The sequence below is a fragment of the Mesorhizobium sp. P170090 genome (assembly GCF_057786115.1).
The window spans coordinates 1,828,208-1,841,846 of the sequence record NZ_JBYNWH010000001.1; the positions used below are offsets into that span (position 1 = coordinate 1,828,208).

Here is a 13,639-nt window from a genome sequence, read left to right on the forward strand (position 1 = left end):
GCAGGAATCATGGAAAGAGATTCACACGAAAGTGGTCGTCATCCAGCCCATGATGACGATGGCTTTGACACTGTGGGTTCCATTGCCACAAATGTTGAAAAAGGTTTCAGAATGGCGGCAGTTGGCGACCTTCTCTATGCGCGGCCAGTAACAAAAAGTCATTATCCCGGCTTGGACGATGTCCTCAAGATCTTTAATGGGGCCGACGTTACTTTTGGCAACTTGGAAACCAATATCTTGGATGTTCTGCCAAAGGATGCCCGCAGGCTGAGTACGGCGGAGCGTATTGCATCAGCGACCCGGAACTGGGAGTTGATTTGAAAGCGATGGGCTTCAATATGGTCAGTCGCGCGAACAACCACACGCTCGACTGGGGCGTCGAAGGGATGCGCGAGACAAGCCGCGCGCTTGATAGCCACAGGATCATCCATGCAGGCGCTGGCGAGAACCTCGCACAGGCGGGGGCCGCCCGCTTCCTGGAGACGCCTCGCGGGCGTGTTGCGATGTTGTCGTTTGCCTCGACGTTCGGGTCCATGGCGCGTGCATGTGATCCAGCTGGCGAGGCCCCAGGCAGACCGGGCCTGAACCCCCTTCGTTTGACGAGGAGCATCATACTCCCGCCCGACATGACGCCGCAGGCACCATATCCTATGAGATCTTGACCTCGCAGGGTGATCGCTACCACCGGCAATGACTGAGGGCCCCACGTATGTGTCATCAAACGTTCTGCGCAGGAGGATGGTTTCGACTGTCGTGGGTAGTCGGGATATCCAACTTCCTGCTTCTCAAGCGGGCGTCCGGCCAGGCGCTGGCAACGACGACAAGGTGACGACTGCGCAGCGTTGATTGGGCGCAACGATCTGACGTTTCTCACGGTAGTCGATTAGTCCCGCGTCTAACGAGGGAAGGGCGCCCCTTCGCGTCGGCATCGATTACTATTATCGAGCCAAAGCTCTCGATCTTATGAGTTCTCTATTTCACCGCGTGACTCGATTTGGAATAAACTGTGCATCGTCATGTGCCATTCTGCCGCGCCTATGAAGTACGGGCGCTCTGCAGAGAACAGGCCCACAAACAAAGAGTAGTTGCCATATGAGCCTTCCCAAAGAGGTCTTAGTAGCAGGCGGCGGTATCGTTGGCATTAACTGCGCCGTCGAATTGCAGCGTCGTGGCTGCAGCGTGACACTTATCGACCCTCGATCACCCGGCGACGGTTGCTCTTTCGGCAACGCGGGCAACGTTGTAGCAGGGGCGGTGGTGCCCTTTTCCATGCCAGGAAATCTCCTAAAGATTCCCTCTTGGGTGTTTTCGCCTTACGGACCTCTATCCATAAGTTTGCGCCACCTCCCACGACTCGCGCCGTTTTTATTGCGGTGGCTTAGGGCGAGCCATCCCGCAAACGTGAGGCATATTTCAAGGGCGATGCATGCGTTACATAAGGAGACGTTCAATCTTTACCTTCCCCTGTTGCAAGAGCTTGGAGAGACAGATCTGATTACGAAGGCAGGTCAACTTTATGTTTCGCGTCATTCCCACGGCGCGGATGGCACTACACTTAGTCGTGTCTTGCGCGCTGAGGCCGGGGTCCGCGTTGAAGCCCTTTCGGGGGGGCAAGTCCAAGACCTTGTGCCAGCTTTGTCCGCAGCTTATGGTAGCGGGATATTCTTTCCTGACAATGGCTTTTGCGCCAACCCGTACCGGCTGGTTCAGGTCCTTGCCCATGCTTTTGTGGCGCGTGGGGGGACGGTTCGGCGTGCCGCCTTGGTGGCTGTCGAGCGCAGTCCCGAAGGTGGTGGAACTGCCATCCTGGAAGGCGGAGCGCGGCAGCGGTATGATGCTCTGGTAATTGCAGCCGGCGTATGGTCTCGTCGGCTTGCTAGTATGTTTGGGGCTCGCGTGCCTCTAGAGGCAGAACGGGGCTATCATATTACTCTGCCTCAGTCGGGCGTCCACCTGAACTTGCCTGTGACGAACTGTGACTTGAGTATATCTGCTACGTCGATGGAGATGGGGTTACGCATTACCGGAGGTGCCGAGTTCTCCGGATTGGAGGCGAAACCCAACTGGCATTTCGCCGACCGCATGCTCAAATTAGGGATGATGACGTTTCCGGGGTTGGAGCGCTCTGGAGCAAAACAATGGGTAGGCATGCGGCCCTCACTCCCGGATGGCTTACCTGTGCTGGATCGTGCGACTGGTGACCGCAACGTGATCTTCGCATTCGGCAATGGACACTATGGTTTGACGGAAGCACCAATGATGGCGCGTCTCGCAACAGCCTTGATGATGGACGAAAGGCCTTCAATCGATATATCGCCTTATTCGCTCTCCCGATTCAATCGCGCGCAAGTGTTTCCGGCTATGCACCCTCTTACTGAATGCTAAATCTTGACTTTGCGAAAGCCTTACGACTTAGGCGATCGCCGGCAGAATACCAGGCCACCATTTGATTTACCGGCACGGCCCAGGCTTCGCTCGTGGCGATCACGACGTCTAGTGTCCTGATTCTGAAGTTTCTGCCATTCTGGTTTGATTTCCGGCGGTCTGGATCGTTGCGAGGCAGAAGCGTTTGATGCCGTTGAGGATATCGTCGGCCGACTTTGTCCATCTGAAGGGTCTGGGATCGGCATTGACGGTTTCGATATAGGCTGTGATTGCCGTCTCCAGCTCCTGTGTCGACCTGTGGAAGCCGCGCCCGATCTGCTTTTCGGTGAGGTTGGCGAAGAAGCGTTCGACCTGGTTGAGCCACGACGCGGCCGTCGGCGTGAAGTGGATGTGCCAACGAGGCCGCTTGAGAAAGAAGCCTGGCACTGTGCTGGTCTGTGGGTGGCGTAGTTGTCCATGACGATGTGGATATCGAGGTCAGCCGGCACATTGGCCTCGATCTCGCGCAGGAACTTCAGAAGTTCCTGCGCGCGGTGGCGTTTGAAGCAGCGGCCGATGATCGTGCCGATAGCGGCATCGAGTGCGGCAAACAGCGAAAGGGTGCCGTGCCGCGTATAATCGTGGCTGCGCCATCGCTTCATCGACAGGAGGCCCGGCGATCGACTGGCACAAGGGTCCCCACGACAGGTATGGATGGGCGCGATCATAGATGTGCTTCCTGCCGCCCACGCCGGGCAGCGTAACGAACCCGGCAATGCTTGCCGCATTGCCCACATACGGCCCGGCCTTGAGGCACCACGCTGCAGACGCAAAAATGAAAGGCGTCACTCCACTCGTCTGGCTCCAGGAAACCCTCAGCGTATCGCCAAGGGCTGGACAATCTCCCGCATCGATCAGCTCATGCCGTAGAACTTCAGCCCGGATACGCTATGAGCTAACCGCAACCACAGACCCTGCCGGAAAGAACGATGACCACAGTGCTGTCGATGCAACAGACGCACTTACTAGGTCAGCCTGTCCGTATGTTTCGGCGTGCAATTTTGGGTCTGACGCACTCTCGATGAACTTCGGGATCATACGGCATCGATCAGCCTGGCTTCCAGGAGGTCGAGCGTTCCGCGTCCATACATCTGCCGTTTCACAAGCTTGAGCTTGGCGATCTGTCCCTCTGTTTGACCGTTGGATCATGGTTCGGTGATCGCGGCGCGGACGGCGGCATGTCGCGAATTGTGCCATTGACGAAAGACGCGATGAGGCTTTTGCCGGCGTCGGCGATCCACGGCTCGAAATCATCGGCAAGCTTCTTGCTGATCATGGAATGGAAACCGGCGATCAGGTTGCGTGCTTCCACCAGCAGGGGCACGCCCGCCTCGATGGCGGCGATCATGACCGTGTCGGCTTTGCTCAGATAATCACGGGCCGTCGTCATCAGCCGCGCGATCGTTCTGGCTGACGGCACCTGTGGAGCGCCGCGTTTGTCTCATCACGCCGCAGGTATCCTTCGTATGGCTTCTCCACGTAGGTGAGCAAGTCGGGATTGATCGTCGTAGGGCCGATCGCAGTTCGGATTATCCGCATCGACTTGCGAACGGCGTCGAGGAAAGCCGCGCTCGCATTCTTCATGAGCGTCGGCGACCTGAACCGCATTCGGTGATGACTGGCGGTGGCTTCGCCGTAACCGCCCCCGCGGTCGCGCAAGACGGTTTCGATCTCAGGGTGATCGGCCAGCCAAGCCTCGACCCCGGCAACTTCAGCAACAACGTCACGACCCGCCGTCGCTCCAGATCGCAGACGATCGTGCCGTACAGCGATGGTTACGGCGATAGGCCCAGTCGTCGATGCCGACAATCTTGATAGGGTCTGTTCGTAAACAGGCCCGTCGCCACCCGCCAAATGTGTCGTTGCTGACCGGAACCATCAGCCGCTTTGCGAAACTAGCCGCCGCCCTGCGGCCAAGCGCCAGTCCAAGGTGATGAACGATACACTCCAATCGCGAGGTCCGGCGCGATCGCTCGGTGACAACACTGTCGTCAAAGCGCTCGGCGAAGATTCTTCGACGGCACAATGTTGCATCGCAGACGAAGCGCCGCGCGACGAGGCGGAGCTCTACCTTCGTCCCACTACAGGGAAGATCGGACACGCGTCGAACATAGCGGCTGTGGACGCGGCTCGACACTCTGCGGCAAAGAGGCAAGGCCGCGCCAGCGTCCCTGATTGCGCGGTAATGACGATCACTCCTTCGTTCTCAGCGATGGCCTCGACAACAATCCCGCCGGGATCAAGGACGACAAACGCAAATTTCTCACCATGGTGCTGATTCGCGTCAGAAAACAGCACCACGCCGCCATGCAAAATCATCAAATGTGAGTCAGACCCCAATTTTTACCCCCAATGTGGAGTGCGCCCCTGAGGGTGGACAGATCGGGATTGGCGAATTGACCGGCCTTCCGGGTTTTCGGAAAGAGAACCCATGGCAAAGCATCGCAGTCATAGCATCGAGTTCAAACGCCAGGTCGCGCAGGAGTTCGTCTCCGGCGAGACCTTGCACGGTCTGGCGAAACGTCACGGCGTCTCGCGCAACCTGATCCGCATCTGGGTCCGCAAATACGAGGAAGGCGCATTCGACGACGAGGCGCACGCCGCCGACCTGCTTCAGGAATACGAAGCCCGGATCGCAGCGCTGGAACGCCTCGTCGGCAAGCAGGCTCTGGAACTGGAGTTTCTAAATGGGGCTCTGAGAAACGCACCGCGGCCGAGAAGCGGGACTACGTCCGTCATCACCGGCCCCCGGGCATCTCCGTCGCTGAAGGATGCCGGCTGATGCGCATCGCTCGATCGACCTATTACAACCGCCCGGAAATGGCAGCGGTCAACACCGCGATCGTCGAAGCCATGTTCGCGATCTGCGACGAGTTCGCATCCTATGGCTACCGCCGCGTCGGCGCCGCCCTGCGACAGCGGGGCATGGTGGTGAACCACAAAAAGCTCCGACGCCTGATGCGGCAGCACGATCTGCAGCCAAGGGTCAGGCGGCGCTTCATTGCCACGACCGACAGCAATCATGAGGGTCCGATCTTCCCGAACTTGGCCATGGGTATCGATCCGATCGCCCCAAACCAGCTCTGGGTCTCCGACATCACCTATGTCGCCCTGCCCAGTCGCTTCATCTATATCGCGGTCATTCTGGACGCGTGGTCGCGCCTGATCGTCGGCTACGCCATCGGCCGGTCCATCGATGCCCGCCTGACGATAGCAGCCTTGAAAGCGGCTATCGAACGGAGAAGTCCGCCTCCAGGTCTCGATGCCGGCTCAATACTCCCCAGAAGTGCCGTTTGAATCTTCCCAGTATAGCGCTGCCGCCGGTCTTCCGGAGCGCGCTCCGGGAGACCGGCGGCGCGTAATCGTTGATGCTTCTCCTGATGGTCGGGAGAGGGATTTCGGTGATCAAGATCGGGGAGATGATGATGATACTGGATTTGCATCGGCAGGGCCTGTCGGTGTCGGCGATCGCCAGGGAGAGCGGGATCGACCGCAAGACGGTGCGCAAATACATAGCGCGCGGGCTCGAGGCTCCGGCCTACGGACCACGCAAGCCGCGTCAGGCGGTAATCGATCCCTTCACGGCCTATCTTCGCGAACGGGTCACGCGATATCCCGGGCTCACCGGCAGCCGGCTTTTCCGCGAACTGAAGAACCTCGGCTATGGCGGCGGCTACACGGCCGTTACCGACTTCCTGCGCGACGTCCGTCCTGCCGCGGCGGAGCGTGGATACGAGGTTCGCTTCGAGACCCCGCCCGGCGAGCAGGCGCAGACCACGCCGAGAATCGTCTGGCTATTCTCCATGGTGCTTGGCTTCAGTCGCCTTATCTGGGCACGCTTCGTCGTCCACCAGGATCTGCCGACTGTCTTGCGCTGCCATGCTGGGGCTTTCGAGGCGCTGAGCGGCGCTCCTCGCGAAGTGCTTTACGACCGTATGAAGACGGCTGTGATCGGCGAAGGCGATACCGGCGGCATCGTCTACAACCGTGCCCTCGTCGATCTTGCCCGCCAGTTACCGCGCCAAAACAAAAGGCAAGGTCGAGCGACCGTTCCGCTACATTCGCGAGGACTTCTTCCTGGCCCGGTCCTTTCGCAACCTCGAAGACTTGAATGCGCAGTTGCGTCACTGGCTGGACACGGTCGCAAACCCGAGAGTTCACGCAACCACACGGCGTGTCGTCAACGAAGCTTTTGCCGAGGAGCGGGCAGCGCTCCGGCCGCTGCCGTTGGCTCCGTTCCGATCGGTCCTGAAGCTCGAGCGACGCATCAGCCGGGAGGGCATGGTTAGCGTTGGCGGCAATTTCTATAGCGTGCCCGACGCCACCAGGCGCCGTGTCGTCGAGGTGCACACTCTGGCCGAAGAGGTACGCATCTTCGAGGACGGCGCACTGATTGCCATCCATCCCATTCTAGAAGGTCGGCACCAGCGTCATGTCGAGCCCGGGCATCGCAACATCCACGTCCACAAGCGCCGACAAATACTGAGGAACGACGAGGTCATCCTTCATGGCTCAGGCGACAGGGTCGCTCAGCGCCCGTTGGCCTTCTACGATGCCGTCGCCCGGGTGATGGCGAAGGAGCAGCGTCCATGACGAATGCGCTCGATACCACGCCATCCACAATCGACCGGATCCGCCACGATCTCGTCGGCCTGAAGATGCCACGAGCGCTCGAAGCGCTCGATGATATCGTGCGCCGGCTCGAGCAAGGCGAGATCGCCGCCCTCGAAGCCATGGACATCCTCCTTTCGGAAGAGTTGACCCTCCGCGAGAACAGCCGGATCAAGACGGCACTGCGCATGGGGCGTCTGGCCACGACCAAGACGCTCGCCGGCTTCGACTTCTCTTTCCAGCCCTCGCTCGACCGAGATCGAATCTTCACGCTCGCCCAACTCGGCTTCGTCGCCCGCTGCGAGGTCGTCCACTTCCTCGGCCCACCCGGCACAGGCAAGAGCCTTCTGGCCATCGCACTTGCCGTCGAGGCTGTGAAGGCTGGAAAGAGCGTCTATTTCTGCACGCTCGCCGAACTCATCGCCGCACTGGCAAGGGCCGAACGCGAAGGCCGCCTGCAGGAACGCATCCGCTTCTTCTGCCGGCCTGCTCTGCTCGTTGTCGACGAGATCGGCTACTTGCCCGTCATCCACGGTGGCGGCAATCTGTTCTTCCAACTCGTCAACGCCCGCTATGAGAAGGGCGCCATGATTCTCACCTCAAACCGCGGCTTCGCCGAATGGGGCGAGGTCTTCGGCGATCCTGTCATCGCAACCGCACTTCTCGATCGCCTGCTTCATCATATGCGGTCGTCGTCCAGATCGAAGGATCGAGCTATCGGCTCCGACAACACGCCGAGCTCATGCCCGACACCTGCGATCAAAAGCCTCCATCACGCCGCCGACGCTCAACGCACCATCACGACCGCGCGGCCGGCCGCCGAAAAATGGACACCCTTCCGCAACAGCCTGAGCGGCGAAACTGGGGAATTTTACTTCGGCACTTTTGGGGAAAATTCGAGCGGCATTGACACCAGGCTGCGTTCATCTTTCCGATCGAGGCTCTCAATACGCAGCACAGGTCTACGGGATGCGCTGCCTGATCGGCTCGATGGGCCGCAGAGGGAACCCATACGACAACGCAAAGGCGGAGAGCTTCATGAAAACGCTGAAGCTCGAGGCAGTCTACCCGATGGCTTTCGAGACCTTCGACGACATCGCCGAGCACCTTCCCCGCTTATCGAGGAGGTCTACAATAAACGCAGGCTCCATTCGAAGCTCGGATATCTGAGCCCGCAGCAGTTCGAGGATCAACACATCCGGCAGACTGGCAAATCAGCAGCCTGAATCTGTCCACCCTCAGGGGCGCACTCCAACGTGGGATCAAAGTTCGGCGCCGATTGACACTGTTCCGTTGAAGACGTCCATGTTCGGAACCCGACACACTGAGCGCAAGTATTCCGCCGTAACGGCGCGAAACACATGGTTTCGCGCCTCTTGCTCGCACAACCTCTCGTGGCACGCCGTTTGCATGGAACACGGCGAAGCAACTGTTACGACCATAGCGGTCTCGCAGTCCCCAGCCGAGGAAGGTCTGCATGAAACTTACTCGAACAATCCACATCCATACGACAGACGCCGCGCTGTGCGTCGCGCCAATTGACGCTTTGACGCATCCGTCGCGGCTGCCGCTGTCATTCACCCAGCAGCGGCTTTGGTTCCCCACGTCTGGAGGGTGCGAGCGCGGACTCTATCACCACCACCATCGCGAGCGGATGGGTCTCCTCCCCAACAGCAAATCACATGTGAAAGAGCCTGACGGGAAGTGATATGTCAATCCAGAATCGCACCCATTCCATCGGCCCTGTAGGAAGCAGGTCGAGCATCACGACTGCAGAAATTGTCAAAGCAGCCGCCGATGAAGTCTGGAAGCCATACATGCAGCACCAGACGTTCGATGGCGAAGCTGAGGCTGAGGCTATCGCCGAGGGTGGGCAGCAGCCTGGGATTCATTCTGGCGACGGTAAAGCTCTTTGTTGCGGCACCTTCGGCGAGTTACTACAAGGCCAGTTGCCAATCAATTCCCATTCTCGCGACTCCCATTTCCTGATCACGATGCCCATCGCGCTCTTTTCTCGGGCCCACTTCATGCCGACCGCAGGCGACCGATACGTAACCGTTTATCCGCCACATAAAGTCAAAGCAAAACGACTGGCTGAGAACCTCGTTAATGCGCTCGGCGTCTCAGGAGGAACCCTCCTTTTGCAATCTGAACTCCCCGAAGGCAAAGGGCTGGCTAGTTCGTCTGCGGATCTTGTTGCGACTGCACGGTCAATTGCGTGCTGCTTCAATCGTAGGGTCCAGACATCGTTAATCGAGAATCTCATGGCGGGGATCGAGCCGTCCGACGGGGTGATGTACCCCGGCGTAGTCGCATATCAACAGCGATCCTGTAGGCTGCTCTCTTTCCTCGGGCAAATGCCGCCCCTTGCTATTGTCGGTATCGATGAAGGAGGGACGGTCGAAACCGTTGACTATGATCAGCAACGAGGTGAAATCTCGGCCAATGACAGAGCACAATATCAGAGACTGCTCGACCGCGCGCGAGTAGCAATTCCGCAGGGCGACACGGTCACTATAGGCAAAATAACCACAGCCAGTGCACTCCTGCATCAGGAGCGGGCGCCGAAGGGACATCTGAACGCGACGTTGAAAGCATCCCAGGAGACGGGCGCGCTCGGAATCATAATCGCGCACAGCGGCACGATGACTGGAATTCTGCTTGATCGAAGGGCGCCTGACTTCCTACCGAAGCTTCGGTCGGTGGTCGACCATGTATCGCCATTCGACAACTCACCAAAAATCTATGTTTCCATGAACTGATACTCATAGTCATATGAACACCGTTCACGAACACCTGCCATTCTCCGGCTATTCCGCTGCGTATGCGCTGCCGCGCATTATTAGATGCGGGACAAATCTTTTTCTCGCACAGTTTGCATTCATGAAGCTTCTCCCGGCGAAGTACATCATCGAGAAAGCCTTGGCTCGAGGGACTTTGACGCGTAACATGAAAGTTTTGGAGACGTCGAGCGGAACCTTCGCGCTGGGATTGGCTGTAGTCTGCCGGGAATTTGGGTTCCCTCTCGAAATTTTCACAGACCCAGTGATGGATAAGGGACTGGAAAACAGGTTGAGGTCACTAGGTGCGAAAGTTTTCGTAGTAACTGAAAGCGCGAAGCAGGGCGGCTATCAAAGAAGCCGCCTGGACGCGTTGCACGCTAGAATGAGACAATTGGACCAATCCTGTTTCTGGCCCCGACAATATGAAACACCCGACAACCCTGCAGCCTATAAGTGTTTCGCCGACCAGATCTCGGAGATTCTTGGTCCCGACGTCACATTGGTGGGCTCGGTTGGATCAGGCGGCTCTACCTGCGGAACAACAGAGCGCCTCCGCCAAAAGTCCCCTAGTGCCCGCCTGATTGGAGTGGACACTTTCAATAGCGTCATTTTTGGTCAACCGGACGGCGAGCGGAAACTGCGGGGACTGGGGAACAGTCTTGTCCCGAAGAACGTGAAGCACGAACTGTATGACGAAGTGCATTTCACATCGGCTCCGCTTGCGTTTGCTGCAACGCGTGCCCTCCACGAGTGGCACGCCATTTTCGCTGGTCCAACCTCCGGAGCGAGCTACATCGTTGGGCGTTGGCGCGCTCGTCAGTATCCAAGAGAGACCGTAGTCGTCATAGGTCCTGATGAAGGCCACCGCTACGTCGAAGCTGTTTACGACCACGATTGGCTCAAGCAAAACGGATGTCTACATGAAGGTGTCCTTCTGGACGCTCCGGTTAGCGAAGAGCATCCCTCGACTGCTCTTCCGCCGTGGAACCGATATCGTTGGAAGCGGAAAAGCCGGGAAGCAGTCCTAAATGCGTTGGAGGACTTTGATGAACCGCGGTAGTTTTCTTTTCGTGGAAAGCAACACGACAGGTACTGGCGAGGTACTGCTGAAGCGGGCCCGAGTCCTAGGCTTTGAGCCTTACCTCGTTACCCGTAATCCTGCCCGCTATCCGTTTCTTAGGGCGTCCGTCGCTCAAGTGATCGAAGCTGAAACGCGTAATCCGGATGAACTCATAGTGACCGCCGCCAAGTTACCAAGGCTGGCGGGAATATATTCGTCGTCGGATTATTTTGTCGAAGCAGCGTCAAGGGCCGCGAAGGGGATCGGGCTACCAGCGGCCAGTCCGGAAGCCATCGCGACGTGCCGGAACAAATGGATGCAGGTGGGCCAATTGCAGCGACAATCGGTCTCGGTGCCTGAGACTCGGCTGGTCGCTTCCGTCGAAGAGCTAAAGAGAGTTCTTGCCCAATCTATTTTCCCGGTGGTCGTGAAGCCGGTCTCTGGGAGTGGCAGTAGCGGAGTACGGCTTTGCGAAGACGCCGCAGCGGCCGTCAAGGCTTTTGAGGATGCAAAGGACGCGCTGCTCGACCAAGTCGACTTGCGCAGTCCCGAGATTCTGGTCCAGGAATACATTCGGGGTAAGGAATACTCTGCTGAGATCATTGCATCCAACGGTGTGCCGCATTGCCTCGGAATTATCGCCAAGCACAAGGGGCCGCGTCCCTGCTTCGTCGAGGTTGGACACGACTTCCCAGCCCCGCTTCCGGAGCCATCGCTAGAGGAACTGGCTTCCTTCGCAGCAGGCGCAGTATCGGCTTTGGGTCTGGAGTTCGGGCCGGCTCATGTGGAATTCGTCATGGCGGAATCCGGCCCAGTCGTCATTGAGGTCAATCCCCGGATGGCCGGCGGGATGATCCCGGTCATGCTCTCGCACGTCTTGGGCACGTCGATCCTCGACATGGTGATCAAGCTCTATGCGGGTGAAGAATTCGCACCTCCACATTCGAGCAAGCGGGCGGGAGCGATCCGTTTCCGACTTGCTGACAAGTCCGGGAAGCTCAAAAGCCTGGCCTTTTCTCGGAATCCTGAGCCAGCCGTGCCCGAAGCGGGTCTTCTGAAATTTGAGGGCCAGCAAATACAGATCATGGGCGACTTCAGGGATCGCGTGGCCTATGCAGTTGGCGTCGCTGATGAACTCGACGCCGCTGTCGAAGCAGCTGAACGGACGATCGATTCGATTTCCATTGAAATCGAGGCGACGCCTGGTAGGTCGGAAAGCAAGCGCGTTGCCGAGCCGGGGGAAGACGGGTGGTCCTTGCATCCCGAAGCGATGAAGCTGCTCGCTCCGCCCATCGACATCCCGCGGGACGGTCGCCTCCTGCAATTCCAAGCTGCTATAGACGAAGCACATCTGGTGATGCTCGCCGACCAAGCCTTAGTCAGCCAAGCTACAGCTGCAGACCTGCTCACGCACATTTCGGACCTCCAGGGCGAAGGCTTCCGATCTTTGAACGGTCGTGATGCTCCGCGTGGCATTTATTTGGCTTATGAGGCCGAGCTTGCCGCAAGAGCAGGTCCGGAAAGGGCCGGTTGGCTCCACCTGGCAAGGTCCCGCAACGACTTGAACGCGACGATTTCTCTTCTGGCTCTCCGCGAAGCCGTGTGCTCGACCTCGCTAGAGATAGGAATTGCGCAAGATGCCCTTCTTGAACGAGCGGAACAGGCATCGAGCCTTCTAGCCCCACTTTACAGTCAGTACCAAATCGCGCTTCCAGGGTCGCCGGGACACTACCTGCTCGGCGTTTTCTTCGCCCTCGGACGCGAGCGCCAGCGGCTTCATTCCCTGCTGGAAGACGTCAGGAGTTGTCCCATGGGGGCCGGTGCCGGCGGCGGGACCAGCATGCCGATAGACCCCTCGAAAACTGCGAGCCTCCTGGGATTTGAACAGCCGTCGTTAAACTCCCTTGACGCAGTCGCAAGCCGAGACTTCCATCTACATGGGCTTTCACTCTTTACCGGTGTCTCGATTTTGCTCAGTCGTGTGGCCCAGGATCTGCAGGTTTGGACGACGCGCGAGTTCGCGCTCATCGAAGTTCCTCGCAATCTTGCGGGGGGCTCTTCCATGCTGCCACAAAAGAAGAACCCATATCTTCTAGAACACATCAAGGGCGCGGCAAGCACCGTGATAGGCGCATATGTGTCTGCGGCCACGGCAACCTGCAAATCGCCGTTCAGCAACTCGATCGAATCGAGCAACTACGGCTGCTCTCCCCTGCGGCTTGCGGTAGACGCACTTACTCGGGCCATAACGCTTACATCGATCATCGTTAAGTTCATGTCGTTCAACGCGACATCGATGCGGGAACATCTGGAAGACGGCTTGGCCATGACGACCGTTGCCGCCGAACGAATGGCGTCGCGAGGCATTCCTTTCAGGAACGCCCACACACAAATTGGCGAGATCGCGACGCGCCTCTCGCAGGTGAGCTGCGCCGACAAGCGCCGGAGCGAGCTGGCCAGCGAGCTGGGTGATGTATTGCCGGCAAGCCTTGAGGAGTGCAGAGATGCTCTGCGCTTCGGTGGCGGGCCCGGCAAAGCATCGACCGATGCCCAGCTTTCTATGGCAAAGATGCTCTTTCGGGACGCGCAGCTGAAATGCACGGGCATACGGGAACACTGGGCGCGCGCCGAGATGCACCGCAAACAGAGGATTAAAGAACTCATTGACAAGCATCAAGCCACCTGACGAAGTACATATATGATGACCTCCATTCCAACGAAGGCGACGCCATCCCGTTCAAGGCTATCGGTTCCTTCGTTG

Annotated in this window: 8 protein-coding genes and 4 pseudogenes; 10 read left to right on the forward strand and 2 right to left on the reverse strand. The window is 58.5% G+C overall.

All coding sequences use genetic code 11. The annotated features are described in order from the left end of the window. Positions 1-9: 9 nt before the first annotated feature. Positions 10-629: pseudogene (locus AC3EML_RS08820) on the forward strand (CapA family protein); the annotation flags it as partial. 463 nt (positions 630-1,092) lie between these two features. After that, entirely contained in the window at positions 1,093-2,385 is a 1,293-nt protein-coding gene (locus AC3EML_RS08825; protein ID WP_352522245.1) for an NAD(P)/FAD-dependent oxidoreductase, read from the forward strand. Between the two features lie 108 nt (positions 2,386-2,493). Here the strand turns inward: AC3EML_RS08825 and AC3EML_RS08830 are convergent, their stop codons facing one another. Then, a complete protein-coding gene (locus tag AC3EML_RS08830; RefSeq protein WP_435053491.1) occupies positions 2,494-2,811 on the reverse strand; it encodes a hypothetical protein in 318 nt (105 codons plus the stop codon). A gap of 647 nt (positions 2,812-3,458) precedes the next feature. Further along, a pseudogene (locus tag AC3EML_RS08835) lies at positions 3,459-4,694 on the reverse strand (transposase family protein). Between the two features lie 161 nt (positions 4,695-4,855). Here AC3EML_RS08835 and AC3EML_RS08840 point away from each other — a divergent pair. The 8 genes and pseudogenes from AC3EML_RS08840 to AC3EML_RS08875 all read left to right on the forward strand — a co-directional run bounded on the left by AC3EML_RS08840 (position 4,856) and on the right by AC3EML_RS08875 (position 13,564). Next, positions 4,856-5,206 (forward strand): transposase, encoded by a 351-nt coding sequence (locus AC3EML_RS08840; protein ID WP_352522242.1) that lies wholly within the window; start codon positions 4,856-4,858, stop codon positions 5,204-5,206. Next, positions 5,206-5,721 (forward strand): IS3 family transposase, encoded by a 516-nt coding sequence (locus AC3EML_RS08845; RefSeq protein WP_352522241.1) that lies wholly within the window; start codon positions 5,206-5,208, stop codon positions 5,719-5,721. Before AC3EML_RS08840 ends, AC3EML_RS08845 begins: the two co-directional genes overlap by 1 nt. Positions 5,722-5,825: 104 nt before the next feature. Then, a pseudogene (istA, locus tag AC3EML_RS08850) lies at positions 5,826-7,017 on the forward strand (IS21 family transposase). Further along, positions 7,014-7,887: pseudogene (gene istB, locus AC3EML_RS08855) on the forward strand (IS21-like element helper ATPase IstB). The pseudogenes istA and istB overlap by 4 nt, the downstream one beginning before the upstream one ends. A 186-nt stretch (positions 7,888-8,073) precedes the next feature. Beyond that, positions 8,074-8,205, forward strand: coding sequence for a hypothetical protein (locus tag AC3EML_RS08860; protein WP_352557354.1), 132 nt, complete (start codon positions 8,074-8,076; stop codon positions 8,203-8,205). A 539-nt stretch (positions 8,206-8,744) separates the two neighbouring features. After that, positions 8,745-9,797, forward strand: coding sequence for a GHMP family kinase ATP-binding protein (locus AC3EML_RS08865; protein WP_352522239.1), 1,053 nt, complete (start codon positions 8,745-8,747; stop codon positions 9,795-9,797). A 13-nt stretch (positions 9,798-9,810) separates the two neighbouring features. Continuing rightward, a complete protein-coding gene (locus tag AC3EML_RS08870) occupies positions 9,811-10,878 on the forward strand; it encodes a cysteine synthase family protein (RefSeq protein ID WP_352522238.1) in 1,068 nt (355 codons plus the stop codon). Beyond that, positions 10,847-13,564 carry a lyase family protein gene (locus AC3EML_RS08875; RefSeq protein WP_352522237.1) on the forward strand — a complete coding sequence of 906 codons (2,718 nt, stop codon included), beginning with the start codon at positions 10,847-10,849 and terminating at the stop codon, positions 13,562-13,564. The genes AC3EML_RS08870 and AC3EML_RS08875 overlap by 32 nt, the downstream gene beginning before the upstream one ends. Positions 13,565-13,639 lie beyond the last annotated feature (75 nt).